Origin of the sequence: Blastococcus aggregatus, from assembly GCF_900221005.1 — a bacterium.
Taxonomy (GTDB): Bacteria; Actinomycetota; Actinomycetes; order Mycobacteriales; family Geodermatophilaceae; genus Blastococcus; species Blastococcus aggregatus.
In genome coordinates this window covers 344031-360628 of the sequence record NZ_OBQI01000006.1, presented here as the reverse complement: position 1 = coordinate 360628, position 16598 = coordinate 344031, and the positions used below count along the sequence as shown (strand labels likewise).

16 protein-coding genes are annotated in these 16598 nt (G+C 73.3%); 8 read left to right on the top strand and 8 right to left on the bottom strand.

Annotated elements, in window-relative coordinates:
* Nucleotides 1-61: 61 nt before the first annotated feature.
* The 6 genes from CRP29_RS19915 to dnaA all read right to left on the bottom strand — a co-directional run bounded on the left by CRP29_RS19915 (nt 62) and on the right by dnaA (nt 7715).
* Nucleotides 62-1057 (bottom strand): hypothetical protein, encoded by a 996-nt coding sequence (locus tag CRP29_RS19915; RefSeq protein ID WP_097196774.1) that lies wholly within the window; start codon nt 1055-1057, stop codon nt 62-64.
* A 24-nt stretch (nt 1058-1081) separates the two neighbouring features.
* The gene (locus tag CRP29_RS19910) at nt 1082-1582 is read right to left on the bottom strand and encodes a DciA family protein (RefSeq protein WP_091991349.1); all 501 of its coding nucleotides are present in this window, start codon (nt 1580-1582) and stop codon (nt 1082-1084) included.
* A complete protein-coding gene (gene recF, locus CRP29_RS19905) occupies nt 1572-2747 on the bottom strand; it encodes a DNA replication/repair protein RecF (RefSeq protein WP_097196773.1) in 1176 nt (391 codons plus the stop codon). Before recF ends, CRP29_RS19910 begins: the two co-directional genes overlap by 11 nt.
* Nucleotides 2748-2815: 68 nt before the next feature.
* On the bottom strand, nt 2816-3751 hold the full coding sequence (gnd, locus tag CRP29_RS19900; RefSeq protein ID WP_097196772.1) for a phosphogluconate dehydrogenase (NAD(+)-dependent, decarboxylating): 936 nt from the start codon (nt 3749-3751) through the stop codon (nt 2816-2818).
* Nucleotides 3752-3831: 80 nt separating this feature from the next.
* On the bottom strand, nt 3832-4983 hold the full coding sequence (gene dnaN / locus CRP29_RS19895; RefSeq protein ID WP_097196771.1) for a DNA polymerase III subunit beta: 1152 nt from the start codon (nt 4981-4983) through the stop codon (nt 3832-3834).
* A 953-nt stretch (nt 4984-5936) separates the two neighbouring features.
* Complete coding sequence (gene dnaA / locus CRP29_RS19890; RefSeq protein ID WP_097196770.1) at nt 5937-7715, bottom strand: chromosomal replication initiator protein DnaA; 1779 nt, start codon at nt 7713-7715, stop codon at nt 5937-5939.
* Nucleotides 7716-8372: 657 nt separating this feature from the next.
* On the opposite strand from dnaA, the gene rpmH reads away from it, so the two are divergent.
* The 8 genes from rpmH (at nt 8373) to CRP29_RS19850 (ending at nt 13994) form a co-directional block, all read left to right on the top strand.
* Nucleotides 8373-8510, top strand: a complete 138-nt coding sequence (gene rpmH / locus CRP29_RS19885) for a 50S ribosomal protein L34 (protein WP_040338882.1) — start codon at nt 8373-8375, stop codon at nt 8508-8510.
* A 1-nt stretch (nt 8511) separates the two neighbouring features.
* Entirely contained in the window at nt 8512-8913 is a 402-nt protein-coding gene (gene rnpA, locus CRP29_RS19880; RefSeq protein WP_097196769.1) for a ribonuclease P protein component, read from the top strand.
* Complete coding sequence (gene yidD, locus CRP29_RS23725; RefSeq protein WP_097196768.1) at nt 8910-9263, top strand: membrane protein insertion efficiency factor YidD; 354 nt, start codon at nt 8910-8912, stop codon at nt 9261-9263. The genes rnpA and yidD overlap by 4 nt, the downstream gene beginning before the upstream one ends.
* Entirely contained in the window at nt 9256-10320 is a 1065-nt protein-coding gene (yidC, locus tag CRP29_RS19870) for a membrane protein insertase YidC (protein ID WP_097196767.1), read from the top strand. Before yidD ends, yidC begins: the two co-directional genes overlap by 8 nt.
* Before the next feature lie 79 nt (nt 10321-10399).
* Nucleotides 10400-11005, top strand: coding sequence for a Jag family protein (locus tag CRP29_RS19865; RefSeq protein ID WP_097196766.1), 606 nt, complete (start codon nt 10400-10402; stop codon nt 11003-11005).
* Nucleotides 11002-11673 (top strand): 16S rRNA (guanine(527)-N(7))-methyltransferase RsmG, encoded by a 672-nt coding sequence (gene rsmG, locus CRP29_RS19860; RefSeq protein WP_097196765.1) that lies wholly within the window; start codon nt 11002-11004, stop codon nt 11671-11673. Before CRP29_RS19865 ends, rsmG begins: the two co-directional genes overlap by 4 nt.
* A 100-nt stretch (nt 11674-11773) precedes the next feature.
* On the top strand, nt 11774-12808 hold the full coding sequence (locus tag CRP29_RS19855; RefSeq protein ID WP_245853111.1) for a ParA family protein: 1035 nt from the start codon (nt 11774-11776) through the stop codon (nt 12806-12808).
* 91 nt (nt 12809-12899) lie between these two features.
* The gene (locus tag CRP29_RS19850; protein WP_097196764.1) at nt 12900-13994 is read left to right on the top strand and encodes a ParB/RepB/Spo0J family partition protein; all 1095 of its coding nucleotides are present in this window, start codon (nt 12900-12902) and stop codon (nt 13992-13994) included.
* Nucleotides 13995-14066: 72 nt separating this feature from the next.
* Here the strand turns inward: CRP29_RS19850 and CRP29_RS19845 are convergent, their stop codons facing one another.
* The gene (locus tag CRP29_RS19845; protein WP_097196763.1) at nt 14067-15062 is read right to left on the bottom strand and encodes a D-alanine--D-alanine ligase family protein; all 996 of its coding nucleotides are present in this window, start codon (nt 15060-15062) and stop codon (nt 14067-14069) included.
* On the bottom strand, nt 15059-16483 hold the full coding sequence (locus tag CRP29_RS19840) for an aminotransferase-like domain-containing protein (protein WP_176523061.1): 1425 nt from the start codon (nt 16481-16483) through the stop codon (nt 15059-15061). The genes CRP29_RS19845 and CRP29_RS19840 overlap by 4 nt, the downstream gene beginning before the upstream one ends.
* Nucleotides 16484-16598 lie beyond the last annotated feature (115 nt).

Genomic DNA, 16598 nt, shown 5'->3' with positions numbered 1-16598 from the left:
GGCGCCGGTCGGGGTGGCCGTCGACCCGGGGCGGTCGGGAGGAGTCAGCGGATCAGCCCGGTCAGAACCCGGCGGCCAGCGCGGCGACGAGGGCGGTGAGCAGCCGGGTGTGGTGCTCGATCAGCTGGGGGCGGTGGCCGTCCGGCCGGATCGCCGCCAGGAAACCGCCCGTCGTCCAGAACTCGTCGCCGTCGTCGGTGCCGAGCAGCAGCCGCCGGACCTCGGGATCGGCGACGAGCCGCCGCACCTGCGGGCCGTCCTCGACCGCCAGCAGCGTCCAGCGGCGGTCGAAGTCCGGGTCGTCCGACGGGATCTGCACCATCCCGCCGACGCCGTGCTTCCACAGCCGGGCCGGGGAGAGCCGCAGCGCGGGCGGCGCACCGAGCAGCGGGGCGGCGGTGATGGCGTACTCCGGCACCACGTGCCGGCCCGACGTGTAGACGGCGTCGAAGGCGACCAGGTCGAGCGTTCCGGCCCGGCCGCGCAGCACGCTGCCCGGCCGGTGGTCCTTGGTCAGCCGCACCGGCGCCGAGGCGATCAGCTCCTGCAGCGCGGCGTCCTCGGGGGCGGTGCCGTCGGAGATGGTCCAGCCGCGCTGGAGCGCCCAGCCCTGCGCGCCGACGACGTCGCCCTCGTAGGTGAACGCCCGCTCCATCTCGGGATCGCGCTGGCGGCGGCCCCCGAAGAGGCCGCGCCGCACGGGCGCCTCCTGGGGCGGGGCCTGCTGCACCTGGTCCTGCTGCGGCGGGGCCCAGCCGGGGTCGATGCCCGATGGCTCGGCGGCGGACGACTCGGCGGCGGACGGCTCGCGCGCCGGCCGCTGGGGCTCGGCGTCGGGCAGGTCCCACCCGGCGGGCCGCCAGGTCGCGGGGTCGACCGACGGGTCGCTGTCGCGGGGCTGCTTGCGGCGGTCGGCGAAGTTGGGGTCCTCCTGGGCCGGCCCGTCCTGCGCGGGCTCGTCCCGGGTGGGCTCGTCGCCCCCGAGGTGCGGCGGCTCCTGCCAGCCGCGGCCGGCGTCGTCGTCGTCCGAGCCGTTGCGGTCCCGAGGCGTGCTCATCGCTGCCCTTCCGTCGTGTGCCTGCTATCCGTACGTGTCGCGGGGCCCCCGCCCGCGCACGGAGCGCGGGCCCTTCTTCCAACTGGGGGCCGTCGGTCCGACAACGCGCAACCGGGTCACGACGTCCCCGCCGACCCCCGCGCGCAGCTTGCCCAGGATCGTCGGCGCCAGCAGCCGCAGCTGGGTGGCCCAGGCGGTGGACTCCGCGACGATCAGCAGTTCGCCCTCGGTCAGCGTCTGCGGCGCGCAGTGCGCGGCGATCTCCGGTCCGACCAGCATCTCCCACCGGCCGAAGACCGCCCCGGTGCGCGTGCGCTCGGACCAGTCCTGCTGGGCGACCAGCGAGTCCACCAGCCGGCCCAGCGGCTGCGGATCGTCGGCGCCGGGGCCCGGACCGCTCCACGACCGGCGCGGCCCGGCGATCCGCCGGCGGGTCGGCCGCGGGCGGGCCGCGGAGGCCGCGCGGGCCGCCTCCAGCGCGGCGCGGGCGATGTCGCTCGGCCGGGCCGGTCGCTCATCGCTCATCGCTCGTCGCCACCTCTCCGGGATCGAGCACGCGTGCGGTGCCGCCGCCCACCTCGACCCGGCCCCCGCGCAGCTCCGCCGGGACGTCCTCGAGGACCGCCGCGGTGATGAGCGTCTGCTCGGCCGAGCGTGCCACCTCGGCCAGCGCCGCGCGACGCTCGGCGTCCAGCGTGGCGAACACGTCGTCCAGGATCAGGATCGGGTCCTCGCCCTCGGCGCGCAGCAGGGCGAACGTCGCCAGCTTCAACCCCAGCGCCAGCGACCAGGACTCCCCGTGGCTGGCGAAGCCCTTCGCCGGTGCCGGGCCCAGGTGGATGACCAGGTCGTCGCGGTGCGGGCCGACGAGCGTCATCCCGCGGTCGAGCTCGTCACCCCGCCGCTCGGCCACCCGCTCGCGCATCGCCTCGGTCAGCTCCGCCGCCGTCGGCAACGTGCAGTCGGGGCGCAGCGCCGCGCCGTCCCCGGCCAGCGGGGTGGTCGAGGAGTAGCCCAGGCCCGCGGCGAGCGCGCCGTCCCCGGCCACCCGCGCGTACGCCTCGGTCAGCTGCGGGGCGAGGTCGGCGATCAGCCCCAGCCGCGCGAACAGGAGCTGACCGCCCAGGTCGGTGAGGTGCCCGTCCCAGACGTCCAGGGTCTCGATCGCCTTGCCCCGCGCCAGCCGCGCGGTCTTGAGCAGCGCGTTGCGCTGCTTGAGGACGCGGTCGTAGTCGGCGCGCACCCCCGCCAGCCGGGGCGTGCGGCTGACCAGCAACTCGTCCAGGAACCGCCGGCGCTCGGTCGGGTCGCCGCGGACCAGCGCGAGGTCCTCGGGCGCGAACAGCACCGTCCGCACCATGCCGAGCCAGTCGCGCGGGCGCTGCATCGGCGCCCGGTTGACCCGTACCCGGTTGGCCCGGCCGGGGTTGATCTCGATCTCGACCAGCAGCTCGCGGTCGCCGCGCCGGAGCGCGGCGCGCACCACCGCCTGGGCCGCGCCGTGCCGCACCAGCGGCGCGTCGGCCGAGACGCGGTGGCTGCTCATCGTCGCCAGGTAGCCCACGGCCTCGACCAGGTTGGTCTTGCCCTCGCCGTTGCGGCCCACGAAGACCGTCGGGCCCGGCGACAGGGGCAGGTCCACGTGCTCCCAGCTGCGGAAGGAGCCGAGCTGCAGGTGCCGGACGTACACCTGGGCTCAGCGCACCGGGAGGGCAGACATGGCCATTCCTGCCCTCCCGGGGGGACGCGGCGGGGTCGTCATGCCGGGCGCTCGGCCTCGGCCTGCTCCACCGCCCGGACGGCGTGCCCACCGAACTGGTTGCGCAGCGCGGCGACCGCCTTCATGGTCGGCGAGTCCTCCTGGCGGGAGGAGAAACGGGCGAACAGCGAGGCCGCGATCGTCGGCATCGGGACGGCGTTCTCGATCGCCTGCTCGACGGTCCAGCGCCCCTCACCGGAGTCCTCGGCGTAGCCGCGCACCCGGTCCAGCGCCGGGTCCTCCTCCAGGGCGCGGACCAGCAGGTCCAGCAGCCAGGACCGGATGACCGTGCCCTGGGTCCAGGACTTGATGACACCGGGCACGTCCTCGATCAGGTCCACGGCCTCGAGCAGCTCGTAGCCCTCGCCGTAGGCCTGCATCATCGCGTACTCGATGCCGTTGTGGACCATCTTGCTGAAGTGGCCGGCCCCGACGGGGCCCGCGTGCACGAAGCCCGCGTCACCGCCGATGGGCTGACCGGACTCGTCGGTGGGGGCCGGCGGCTTGAGCGCGTCGAAGACGGGCTGGACCTTGGCGACGTCCTCGGCGGTGCCGCCCACCATCAGCGCGTAGCCGTTCTCCAGGCCCCAGACCCCGCCGGAGACGCCGGCGTCGACGTAGCCGACGCCCTGCTCGCGGCACAGCACGTCGTGCACCTGGTCATCGGTGTACTTCGAGTTGCCGCCGTCGACGATCACGTCGCCGGGCTCGAGCAGCCCGGCGAGCTCCTTCACCGTCTCCCGGGTCGGCTCACCCGAGGGCACCATCACCCACACCACGCGGGGCGCGGCGAGCGCCTCCACCAGCGCCGGCAGGCTGTCGACGTCCCGTTTGCCGGGCGCGCGGTCGTAGCCCACCACCTCGTGACCGGCGCGGCGGATCCGCTCGGCCATGTTGCCGCCCATCTTGCCCAGCCCGATCAGCCCCAGCTGCACGGCGGATGTCCCCTCTCGGCTTGCACGTCCTGGTCAGTGCCCCATCGTGCGCGTGGCGACGCGGTGCCGCCCGACGGGGCTCAGCCCGGAAGGCGCACCGGCATGATCAGGTAGCGGTAGCTGCCCGGTCGCGGCGCCGGGGCGTCGTCGCCCTCGGCGGGCTCCTCGACACCGGAGAGGACCGCCGGCTTGAGCGGGCTGGTGAAGTCCATCCGCGCCCGCGAGGTGTGCACGGCGGCCAGCCCGTCCAGCAGGAACGTCGGGTTGAAGCCGATGGTCAGCGGCTCACCGTCGAAGTCGACGTCGCAGCGCTCCTCCGCCTGACCCTCGTCGTCGGTGCCGCCGGCGCGCAGGGTGACCTGGCCGGGGGTGAACTCGCAGCGCAGCGGCGTGCCGCGCTCGGCGACGAGGGCGACGCGCTTGGCCGCATCGGTGAACAGGCCGACCGGCAGCGTGGCGCTGGAGGCGGACTCGTTCGGCATGATCGCGCGGTACTTCACGAACTCGGCGTCGAGCAGCCGGGTCGTGGTCTGCCGGTCCTTGCCGGAGAGGCCGAGGATGCCCTCGCCGGAGCTCCCCGAGGACAGCGACACGGTGATCTCCGGTCCGCTGGTGAGCGTCTTCGCGGCGTCGGCCAGGGTGCGGGCGGGGACCAGCACGGCGGCGGACAGCCCGGAGGTGTCGGGGCGCCAGGCGAACTCGCGCACGGCCAGCCGGTAGCGGTCGGTGGCGGCGAGGGTGATCTGGTCGCCCTCGATCTCCAGCCGGACGCCGGTGAGCATGGGCAGCGTGTCGTCCCGGCCGGCGGCCACGGCCACCTGGCTCACGGCCTCGGCGAAGACGTCGCTGTCGACGACGCCGGCCGACGACGGCATGTGCGGGAGGGACGGGTAGTCCTCCACCGGCAGGGTCGGCAGGCTGAACCGGGCGTTGCCGCAGGTGATCGCCAGCCGCGGCCCGTCGGCGGTGATGTCCACCGGGTGCGGCGGCAGGGCGCGGGTGATCTCGGCGAGGAGCCGGCCGGGCACCAGGACCCGGCCGTTCTCGGTGGCCTGGACGTCGGCCTCCGCGCGGGCGGAGACCTCGTAGTCGAAGCCCGACACCGACAGCTGGTTGCCGTCGACCTCCAGCAGGATGCCGGCGAGGACGGGCACCGAGGGGCGCGGCGGCAGGCTGCGCGCCGTCCACGCGACGGTGTCGGCGAGCACCTCTCGTGCCACCCGGAACTTCATCTGTCCATCCACCCGATCTCTTCTGCGTCCACGGTGCATCGGGGGACGAGGTCTGGCCTCCTGCCCCGGTGCGGTGCTCATGGTGCCTGCTGGGTGCCCTCGGGGGGAAACCCTGTCCCTCGATGAGTGCTCCACCGACCACACCTGGTGCTGCTGTCGAGGCTCCGCGAGGCCTGCCCAGGGGAGCGTCCCCACCCAGAATGTGGTTCAAGAAAATTTGGGTAGAAGTACCTCATCTTCGTCATCACACGTGTGGAAGCTGGGGATCGAGGCCCTTTGCGCAGGTCAGGGCCCCACCAGCCCTGTTGGCCCGATGTGGGCGGTGACCGTCGATCTGTTGTCGACACGTGGACAACTCGACCGCCGTGCACAGCGGCCGCTCCCCGTCCACCTGCACTCCCCTGGTTGCCCCCTGTCCGTCCCCATCCCCTGTGCACGCCCGAGCAGGCCCGGCTGCGACGGCTGGACCCCGCGGCGACCTCCGGACGCCCTGTGACGACATAACCCCAGGTCAGACGCGGGTCGGCCGGTGTGGCCGGCGCCGCGTGGGATCCGCCGTCGAGGACCGGGGTGACGTCACGAACCGGCTCGGTGAGGGATCTCCCCAGGCTGTGCACATGTCTGGGGACAACTTCTCGATGTGTCGACGCGGGAGCCGGTCGATGACCAGTCCCCGTCCCGCCGGAACTGGGATTTCGTCGTCCACCGGGTTCCACACAACTGTGGACAGCGACTTGTCGACCTCGGGGTGGCGGCTGCCCGACGACCGGGTGACGAGCGGACGACGAACCGCTCCGTCGGCGCTCCAGCCATGTCGATCGACGTCCAGCCGCGCCACCACGCGGCTGGACGTCCGTCCGCACGGCTGGACCCCGGGACGGGCGTGATGGACCCGCTCAGCGCAGGTGGGGGGAACGGCAAACGGTGGCGGTGCGGTCCGGAGGACCGCCCTGTCACTGCCTCGCGCGGCTCTTGATGCGTGCGGTGAGCTCGGTGACCTGGGTGTAGGTGGCCCGCCGCTCGCTCATCAGGTTGGTGATCTTCTTGACGGCGTGCATGACCGTGGTGTGGTCCTTGCCGCCGAACGAGGCACCGATGCGCGGCAGGGACAGTTCGGTCAGCTCGCGGCACAGGTACATGGCGATCTGCCGGGCGTTGACCAGCGTGCGGCTGCGGTTGGAGCCCTGCAGCTCCTCCATCGTCACGGAGAAGTACTCGGCGGTGGCAGCCATGATGATCGCCGCGGTGATCTGCGGGCCCTGCTCGTCGCTGATGAGGTCCTTGAGCACCAGCTCGGCGAGGGGCAGGTCGACCTGCTGCTTGTTCAGCGAGGCGAAGGCGGTGACGCGGATCAGCGCGCCCTCGAGCTCGCGGATGTTGGTCTGCACCTTGCTGGCGATGAACTCGAGGACGGCGTCGGGCACCTGCAGCCGCTCGCCCCAGGCCTTCTTGCGCAGGATGGCGATGCGGGTCTCGAGGTCGGGCGCCTGGACGTCGGTGATCAGGCCCCACTCGAAGCGGGTGCGCAGCCGGTCCTCCAGCGTCGTCAGCTTCTTCGGGGCGCGGTCGGAGGTGATGACGATCTGCTTGCTGGCGTTGTGCAGCGTGTTGAAGGTGTGGAAGAACTCCTCCTGCGTCCGCTCGGCGCGCTCCAGGAACTGGATGTCGTCGATCAGCAGGAAGTCGATGTCGCGGTAGCGCCGGCGGAAGTCCTCGGCCCGGCCGGAGTGCACCAGGTTGATGAACTCGTTCGTGAACTCCTCGGTGCTGACGTAGCGCACCTTGACGTTGGGGAACATCCGCGCCGCGTAGTGGCCGATCGCGTGCAGCAGGTGCGTCTTGCCCAGCCCGGACTCGCCGTAGATGAACAGCGGGTTGTAGGCGCGCGCCGGCGCCTCGGCCACGGCGACGGCGGCGGCGTGGGCGAACCGGTTGCTGTTGCCGATGACGAAGCTGTCGAAGACGTACTTGGGGTTCATGCCCGGATCCAGCCCGGCGGGCCGGTTGGTCTCCGGTCGGCGTCCGCGGCCGCCGCCGGCCCGCGAACTGTGCCGTTCACCCTCGGTGGAGGAGAGGTCGAACGGCAGGACGTCGGCGGACTGGCCGTCGTCACCGCCGCCCCAGTCCTGCGATCCCGAACCGGAGTCGGGTGGCCCCCAGGGGGTGGTGCTCCAGTCCTCGGGTGCGCCGCGGTCGACCGGCGGGCGGCCCCCGTCCAGCGGCCGCAGCTCGCGTACCTCGGAGGGGCGGCCGGCGGCGGGCTCCTCGTGCGAGTCGCGGGAGTCGCGGGAGTCGCGGTCCCAGGGGGCGGTGCCGACGACGTCGGTCCGGACGCCGAACGCGCTCCGGCCGTCGTCGGCACGGTCGCGCGTCGCCTGGTCCTCGGCCGCCCGGCGTGCCTCGAGCGCCGCCTCGGAGGCCGACCACGGACGACGGGTCGGCTCGGGGTCGGCCTGCTCGTCGTCCTGGGCCGGCGCGTCCTCGAGCTGGATCGCGACGCGGATGTCCCGGCCGAACTGCTCGGACAGCGCCTCGGCGAGCACCCGGCGCATCCGCGACTCCAGCACGGTCTGGGTGAACTCGTTGGGTGCGGCGAGCACCGCCGTGTCCTCGACCAGCCCCAGCGGGCGGGTCAGGTTCAGCATGGCGTTCTGCTGCGGGGAGAGGCTGGTGGCCAGCCGCTCCCGGATCTGGTCCCAGACCGTCGCCAGGTCCAGCGTGGCGTCCGCCATGCCGTCGTCCTCCCCATGCAGTCGACCCCGGTGGTCGGTCCCCCGTGGCGTTCCGATCCCGTCAGCGTGGTGCCTGCCGGCGGATCTGGTGCGTTCCCCCACGGCAGCTGCGGACGCTCGTGTTCCACACGGGTGTCCACAGGCTGTGCACGACCGGTGGCGATGCCACCGGGGCCGGCGAGGGCCGGGGACTGGCCAGCGTTTCTGCTGGTCAGCACCCCGTCGTCGGGGTCTGCGGGCGCTACGGGGGCTCGGTTGACCTTCGGGTCGGCCCACGCGCCGTGACCCTGTCGTCCGGTGCGGGGCGACGGCGACGCTAACAGCCCCGTCCACAGCCCGGCAACGACGCGGTTCCGGTTCCGGGCGCGTCGCGGCGGCGCGCCGCCGCCGGCCCGCCACCCCGGTCGGGGCATCATGGGCGGTCCGGATGAATCCCCGCCACCGTCGGGCGGGAATCCTCGGTTATGCTGTCCGGAGTCCGTGACGGCTCCTGCCGCCATGCCCGCCTCGCGCGCGGCTGGTGGGTGTGGGGCTCGTTGCGGAAAGACCAGCTTCCGGGGTCCGGGGTGGGTGCGGCGAACGCCGTCCCGGCCGGCACCCCGCGCGCGTCCGCCCACCGGTGGCGCGCACCGCCGAACGTGATAGTGGGAGTACCTCGTGAGCAAGCGCACGTTCCAGCCGAACAACCGTCGCCGGTCCAAGACCCACGGCTTCCGGCTGCGGATGCGCACCCGCGCCGGCCGAGCGATCCTCGCCGGCCGCCGGCGCAAGGGTCGCGAGAAGCTCTCCGCCTGACGTGCTGCCCGCGCAGGCACGCCTGCGCCGGCGCCCGGAGTTCACCGCGGTCGTCCGGTCCGGTCGACGTGCCGGGCGGCCGACCATGGTGCTCCACCTCCTCCCCGAACGGCCCGCGCACGCGGGCGGTCATCCGGCACGCAGCGAGAACGCGCGCCCGGTGCTGCCGTCCGGTGCTCGGGCCGGTTTCGTGGTGGGCAGGTCGGTGGGCAACTCCGTCGTCCGCCATCGCGTGACGCGCCGGCTCCGCGCGGTGGTCCGCGCCGAGCTCGACCGCCTGCCGGCCACGGCCGACCTGGTCGTGCGTGCTCGGCCGGAGGCGGCGTCCGCCGGCTCGGCGGAACTGCACCGTGACCTGAGCCGCGGCCTGGACCGGCTGCTCGGCCCTCGGGCCGACCGATGAGCGGGCGCGCACCGGTGCGACGGGCGCTGCTGGCCGTCGTCGGCTTCTACTCGCGGGCGATCAGCCCCGCGCTGCCGCCGCGGTGCCGCTTCTACCCCACCTGCAGCGCATACGCCGCCGAGGCGATCGAGCGACACGGAGCCGCGCGCGGGAGCTGGCTCGCCCTGCGCCGGATCCTGAAGTGCGCGCCCTGGCACCCCGGCGGGGTGGACCACGTGCCGCCCCTCTCCGGAACCAGCCTGCCTGCCCAGGCGTCGAGCACTGCGGTGCCTCCGACGGCGGCACCCTCATCCGACCGTGCCACCCCGCCGGCCCTGCGCCGGGCGAACGAGGAGACCTCCGTTGCTTGACTGGCTGTACACCGCGATCGCCTGGGTGATGGCCCGGTGGCACGACGTGCTCTCGACCTTCCTCGACCCGGCCGGCGGCCTCACCTGGGCGCTGTCGATCGCGCTGCTGGTCGTCACCGTCCGGCTGCTGCTCTTCCCGCTGTTCGTCAAGCAGGTGAAGTCGCAGCGGGCGATGCAGGAGCTGCAGCCCGAGATCGCGAAGCTGCGCAAGCAGTACGGCAGCGACCGCCAGGGCATGAGCCAGGCGATCATGGCGCTGCAGAAGGAGCGTGGGGTCAACCCGCTGGCCGGCTGCCTGCCGATCCTGCCGCAGATCCCGATCTTCATCTCGCTCTTCCACGTGCTGCGCCGGCTGGCCCCGGACAAGGACGGCCTCTACAGCTGGTCCGACGAGCTCACCGACCAGGCGGCCCGCGCCGATCTGTTCGGAGCGCCGATCTCCTCGTCGTTCAACATGGACGGTGCCAAGGAGCAGGCGATCCTGGCCCTGGACGGGGTCACCTACGGCAGCATCCGCACCGTCGCGCTGATCCTCATCCCGCTGATGTGCCTGACCACCTTCTTCACCCAGAAGCAGGTCATGAAGCGCTCCGGCCCCGTCGAGGGCCAGGCCGCCATGGTGCAGAAGCTGCTGCTCTACGGCATGCCGCTGAGCCTTTTCGTCACGGGCTTCTTCTTCCCGATCGGCGTCCTCCTCTACTGGGTCGTGAACAACGCCTGGACGTTCGGCCAGCAGTTCTTCATCCTCCGCAAGCTGCCGCCGGCCGGCTCGCCCGCGGCCAAGGCCAAGGCCGCTGCCGACAAGCCCGTGATCGACCCGAAGACCCTCGCCCCCAAGCCCGGAGCCAAGCCGGTGCGCCCGAAGCCGGGCCGCCCCGCGACCGCCGCACCCGAGAGCACGGTCGACGGCGCGGTGGACGGCACGACGCCGAACGGCGCGACGGCCGCCGGTGCGGCGGACGGCCGACCGGGCGGAGCGGCCGGCAACGGACCCCGCGGGGGCGCCGGCCGGGCCGGCCAGGGCCCCGCGAACCGGGGCAAGCGCAAACGCCGTTGACGGCGCACTCCGGACTGCGGTCCGGACCTCGACCACCGGGGCCATCCCGGATGCCCGAACCGACAGTGGAGGAATCTCCGTGAGTGCCCCTCAGCAGCACCCCATCGACAGCGCTCCGGCGCTCCCGGACGCCGATGCGGCCAGCGACGACGCGCTCGTCGAGCCCGCCGACCTCGAGACGGACGGGGCCGGTGCGGCTCCTGCGTCCACCGGGCCGCGTGGGGAGGCCCTGCTCGTCCAGGAGGGTGACGTCGCCGGGGACTACCTGGAGCGGCTCCTCGACATCCTCGACGTGGACGGTGACATCGACCTCGACGTCGAGGGCGACCGCGCGTCGGTCGCGATCGTGGGCGGTCGGCTGAACGACCTGATCGGCCCGGACGGCGCCACGCTGGAGGCGCTGCAGGAGCTCACCCGGCTCGCCGTCGCGCAGTCCACCGGCGTCCGCAGCCGGCTGATGCTGGACGTCGGTGGCTTCCGGGCCAAGCGGCGGACCGACCTCACCGGCCTGGCGGGCGAGACGGCCCGCCGGGTCGCCGAGAGCGGCCAGCCGGAGCGGCTCAGCCCGATGAACCCGTTCGAGCGCAAGGTCGTCCACGACGTGATCGCCGGCGTGACCGGCGTGCACAGCGAGTCGGAGGGCGAGGAGCCGAACCGCCGCGTCGTGGTCCTGCCGGACGCGTGACCGAGGCGGAGCGCACGCCCGAGGCCCCTCCGCCGCCCCCGGTGGCCGCGGAGGTCTTCGGCGACGCCCTGCCCGCGGCGCTGGCCTTCGTCGCCAAGCTCGCCTCCGACGGCGTGACCCGTGGCCTCATCGGCCCGCGCGAGGTGCCGCGTCTGTGGGAGCGGCACGTGCTCAACAGCGCCGCCGTGGCCGAGGCGGTGCCCGAGGGTGCGCGGGTGGTCGACGTGGGCAGCGGAGCGGGCCTGCCGGGCATCCCGCTGGGTCTCGCGCGCCCCGACGTCGCGCTGACGCTGGTCGAGCCGATGGCCCGGCGGGTCGAGTTCCTGCAGGAGGCGGTCAGCGAGCTGTCCGAGGTCCAGCGGACGCCCTGGCGGGTGCTCCGCGGGCGGGCCGAGGAGCGATCCGTCGCCGTCGCCGTGGGCGAGGTCGACGTCGTCACCGCCCGCGCGGTCGCACCGCTCCCCCGGCTGGTCGGCTGGTGCCGTGGCCTGCTGCGCCCGGGCACCCAGTTGGTCGCCCTCGTGGGTGCCCGCGCGCTCGAGGAGTTGCCGTCGCTGGTTCCCGAACTGGAGGCGGCGGGCATGCGCGACATCCACCCGCGGGCGGTCGGTGCGTCGCTGGGGTCCGCTGCCACTACCGTGGTGGTCATGACGCGTGGGGCACGGTGACGGCTCTCCCCCGCGAGATGCTGAGGAGCGACCTGTTCCACGTGGAACAGGTGCAGATGCCCGACCCGTTCCACGTGAAACGCCACCAGGAGGAACTGCGATGACCGACCCGGGCGAGCGGCTGCGGAGCAGCCTCGCGGCCGACCAGTCGTCTTCCGGGGGCATGGCGGACTTCGACAGCCCGATCGCCATGGAGGCGCTCCGGGCGACCCGGGTGCTGCACGCCGCGGACCAGGATCCCTTCCCTCCGCCGGCGCGGATCCGGATCATCACCATCGCGAACCAGAAGGGCGGCGTCGGGAAGACGACGTCCACGGTCAACCTCGGCGTCGCGCTCGCGCTCTACGGGCTGCGGACGCTGGTCATCGACCTGGATCCCCAGGGCAACGCGAGCACCGCCCTCGGTGTGGACCACACGGTCGGCACGCCGTCCATCTACGACGCCCTGGTCGGGGACAGCACCCTCACCGAGGTCGTGCACGCGACCACGGCGAGCCCGCACCTGCTCTGCGTCCCCGCGACCATCGACCTGGCGGGCGCCGAGATCGAGCTCGTCTCGGTCGTCGCCCGCGAGCACCGGCTGCGCCGCGCGATCGAGGGCTACATCGCCGCGCTCCCCCCGGAGAAGCGGCCGCACTACGTGCTGATCGACTGCCCGCCGTCCCTGGGACTGCTCACCCTCAACGCGCTCGTGGCGGGCGACGAGGTGCTGATCCCGATCCAGTGCGAGTACTACGCGCTGGAGGGCCTGGGTCAGCTGCTCAACAACATCGACCTGGTCCGGCAGCACCTGAATCCCGGCATCGCCGTCCGCACGATCCTGCTCACGATGTACGACGGCCGGACCAAGCTCGCCGACCAGGTCGCCGACGAGGTGCGCAACCACTTCGGCGACGTCGTGCTGAACGCCGTGATCCCGCGCAACGTCCGGGTGTCCGAGGCCCCGGGCTACGGCCAGTCGGTGCTGACCTACGACCCCGGATCCCGCGGATCGACGAGCTACGTCGAGGCGGCGCGTGAACTGGCGCACCGCGGGGTGGATCTCCCCCCGATCGACCGCACGAGCACACCGGCCGCCGCGACGGCCTTCGCCGTCGCCGACGGTCCACCCCCGGGTACGCAGGACGGCTCGTGAGCGAGCTTGCGAGCGAACCGATGAGCACAGCAGCGCCCGGTCACGCGGATGACGAGCGCCAGCGAGGAGCACGCGTGAGCGAGGAGCAGCGATGAGCAAGCGCGGTGGACTGGGGCGCGGACTGGCCGCTCTCATCCCGACGGGGCCGCCGCCGGCGACCCCGGCACCGGTTGCCGAGACGCACCCCGCTGAAGCGCCTGCCGACCGGCCGTCGGACGACGAGCGGTCGAGCTCACCGGTGAGCCTCGTGCCGCCGCCGCCCTCCGAGCCGTCGTCGAACGACGGGCCGGTGACGGACAGCGCCGCTCCCGCGCCGGCGGTCCGCAGCGTCGAGCCCTCGGGTGCGCTCGGCGTCCCCGGCGCCCAGTTGCGCGAGGTCGCGGTCGACGACGTCGTCCCGAACCCCAAGCAGCCCCGGCAGGTCTTCGACGACGAGGCGCTGGAGGAGCTCGCCCACAGCGTCAAGGAGTTCGGCCTGCTCCAGCCGATCGTCGTCCGGGAGAACGCCGGCGCCGAGGGCGGCGCGGTCACCTACGAGCTCATCATGGGCGAGCGCCGCCTGCGTGCGGCCCGTGTCGCCGGCCTGGAGACCGTTCCGGCCATCGTCCGCGACACCACGGACGACGCGATGCTGCGCGACGCCCTGCTGGAGAACATCCACCGGGTGCAGCTGAACCCGCTCGAGGAGGCCGCCGCCTACCAGCAGCTGCTGGAGGAGTTCGGCGCCACCCACGAGGAGCTGGCCAGCAAGATCGGCCGCAGCCGCTCGCAGGTAACGAACACCATCCGGTTGATGAAGCTGCCGGTGAAGGTGCAGACGCGCGTCGCCGCGGGGGTCATCTCCGCCGGCCACGCCCGCGCCCTGCTCGGGCTCGCCGACGCCGAGGCCCAGGACGCCCTCGCCACCCGCATCGTGGCGGAGGGCATGTCGGTGCGGGCCACCGAGGAGGCCGTCGCGATGGCGGCCCTGGAGCGGCCGGCCGCCAAGCGCCGGACGCGGAACATCTCCGCCCCCGGGGTCGAGGAGCTGGGCTCCCGGCTGTCCGACCGCTTCGAGACGAAGGTCAAGATCCAGATCGGTCGCTCGAAGGGCAAGATCGTCGTCGAGTTCGGCTCGGTCGACGACCTCCAGCGGATCATCGGCGTGATGGCGCCCGAGATCACCGGACGGCGCCCGGAGGCCTGACCAGCCCCTACCTGTGCGCGGGCCCCCATAACGTCACAGACGTTATGGGGGCCTCGTCGTGCGGGACCGGGATCAGCGGGCCGTGGCCGCCCGCGCCGCGAGCAGCCTGGCGATCACGTCGCCGAGCTCGTACCCGGCGGCCTCGATCGCCATCGGGAACATCGACGTCTCGGTCAGCCCGGGCGAGACGTTCACCTCGAGGAAGTGCACCTCGCCGTCCGGCGTGATGATCGCGTCGGTGCGGGAGAGGTCGGCCAGGCCCAGGGTCTCGTGCACGCGGACGGCGACCGCAGCCGCCTTCGCCGCGACGTCGTCCGGGATGCGGGCGGGCGCGTGGTACTCGGTGAGCCCCGGGGTGTAGCGGGCGGTGTAGTCGAAGACGCCGGACTCGGGGGTGATCTCGACCGCCGGCAGGGCCTGCGGGCCGTCGCCGAGGTCGATCACCGCCAGCGCCACCTCGACGCCCTCCACGTACCGCTCCACCATCACGGTGTCGCCGTAGGCGAAGCAGCTCACCATGGCGGCGGGCAGGTCCTCCACGCGGTTGATCCGCTGGACGCCGAGGGCCGACCCGCCCGAGGCCGGCTTGACCATGAGCGGCAGCCCCAGCCGGGCCACCATCAGGTCCAGCACCGTGCCGGCGCCCAGCTCGCGGAAGGTGCTGTGGGGGAGCGCGACCCAGTCGGGCGTGGTGATGCCGGCGGAGCGGACGACCGACTTGGCGGCCGGCTTGTCCCATGCGAGGCGGCAGGCGGCGGCGGGCGAGCCGACGTAGGGCACCCCGGCGAGGTCCAGCACCGCGCGCAGGGCGCCGTCCTCACCCGTGGCGCCGTGCAGGGCGATGAAGACCGCGTCAGCCGGGGAGGCGGCGAGTCCGGGCAGCAGATCGGCGTCGGCGTCCCGGAGCTCGGCGTCCAGGCCGACTCGGGTGAGCTCCTCGACGACCTGGGTGCCCGAGGAGAGCGACACCTCGCGCTCGAAGGTCAGCCCGCCGGCCAGGACGACGGCCCGCAGCGGGTGTGGTGCGCTCTCGGGGGCGGGTGCCGGGGCGGGTGCGGACTCGGTCATCGGCCGTCCTCGTAGGCGTTGCTGTTGGCGGGCCCCACGATGGTGCCGGACCCGCTGAACCGGCCGTCGGCATCCGGCCGGACCGCGCGGAAGGTGCCGGTGTCGACGGCGTCGAAGGTGCTGTGCAGGTCGAGCTCCGCCTCGATGACGCGGGCCAGCCGGCGGACGCCCTCGCGGATCTGGTCGGGCTCGGGGTAGCAGTAGGACAGCCGCATGTACTCCTGGCCGCTCCCGTCGGCGTAGAAGCCGATGCCGGGGACGTAGGCGACCAGCGCGTTCACCGCGCGCGGCTGCATCAGCTTGGCGTCCAGACCGTGCGGGAGCTTGAGCCACACGTAGAAGCCACCGTCGGGCCTGGTCCAGGTGGTGCCGGCCGGCATGAGGGCCTCGAGGGACTCCAGGCAGGCGTCGCGGCGCTCGCGGTACAGCTCGGTGAAGATCTTGATCTGCTCGCGCCAGGGCTGGGTGTCCAGGTACCGGGCGACGGCGTACTGGGTGAGCGAGGGCGGGCAGAGCACCTGCGCCTCGGTCGCCAGCACCAGCTTCTCGCGGACGGCGAGCGGCGCGAGCACCCAACCGACCCGCAGCCCCGGCGAGAACGTCTTGGAGAACGAGCCGAGGTAGATGACCCGCTCCGAGTTGCGCGCCCGCAGCGCCCGCAGTGGCTCGTGCTCGAAGCCCAGGAGACCGTAGGGGTTGTCCTCGATGACCAGCAGGTCGTACTTCTCGGCGAGGGCGATGATCGCCTCGCGTCGCGGCTCGGTGAGCGTGACGCCGGCGGGGTTGTGGAAGTTCGGCACCGTGTACAGGAACTTGACCCGGTCGCCCGCGGCCCGGCAGTCGAGCAGGGCCTCCTCGAGCGCCTCCGGGATCAGCCCGTCGTCGTCCATGGCGACGTGGCGTACGCGGGCCTCGGCGGACTGGAAGACACCCAGCGCACCGACGTAGGACGGCGCCTCGGCCAGGATCACGTCGCCGGGGTCGACGAAGACGCGGGTGACGAGGTCCAGACCCTGCTGGGATCCGACCGTGACGACGACCTCGCTGGCCGAGGCGTCGTGGATCCCCTCCAGCGCCATGACGTCGCAGATCCGCTCGCGCAGCCGCGGGTCCCCCTGACCGGAGCCGTACTGCAGGGTCTGCGCGCCCATCCCGGACACCAGGTCGCCGATCATCGAGCCGACGGCGTCCAGGGGCAGGGCGGTGACGGCGGGCATGCCGCCGGCGAGGGAGACGACCTCGGGCCGACTGACCACGGAGAACAGCGCACGGATCTCCGAGCTCTTCATCCCGTGGGTGCGTGCTGCGTAGCGGTCGGCCAGCGGGTCCAGCCGCGGATGCCGCGGGGAGGGGTGGGGCGCACCGCGGTGCGCGCCCTGCTGTCCGGAACCGGCCGACGAGCCGGGCGGGGAGGTGGCCACGGACCGAGTCTAGGCCCGCACGCCACCGCGTTCCGGGAGGCGACCGGACCGACCCGTCACACGATGACACTGTCGTCCTCCGGACGACACCGCGGCCACGTGCCGTCCCCTGCTG

Bases quoted from the DNA above. Each gene is read 5' to 3' on its own strand.
- CRP29_RS19850 (WP_097196764.1), top strand. From the start codon at position 12,900: ATGAGCAAGCGCGGTGGACTGGGGCGCGGACTGGCCGCTCTCATCCCG.
- CRP29_RS19855 (WP_245853111.1), top strand. From the start codon at position 11,774: ATGACCGACCCGGGCGAGCGGCTGCGGAGCAGCCTCGCGGCCGACCAG.
- CRP29_RS19915 (WP_097196774.1), bottom strand. From the start codon at position 1,057: ATGAGCACGCCTCGGGACCGCAACGGCTCGGACGACGACGACGCCGGC.
- CRP29_RS19845 (WP_097196763.1), bottom strand. From the start codon at position 15,062: ATGACCGAGTCCGCACCCGCCCCGGCACCCGCCCCCGAGAGCGCACCA.
- dnaN (WP_097196771.1), bottom strand. From the start codon at position 4,983: ATGAAGTTCCGGGTGGCACGAGAGGTGCTCGCCGACACCGTCGCGTGG.
- yidD (WP_097196768.1), top strand. From the start codon at position 8,910: ATGAGCGGGCGCGCACCGGTGCGACGGGCGCTGCTGGCCGTCGTCGGC.
- dnaA (WP_097196770.1), bottom strand. From the start codon at position 7,715: ATGGCGGACGCCACGCTGGACCTGGCGACGGTCTGGGACCAGATCCGG.
- CRP29_RS19910 (WP_091991349.1), bottom strand. From the start codon at position 1,582: ATGAGCGATGAGCGACCGGCCCGGCCGAGCGACATCGCCCGCGCCGCG.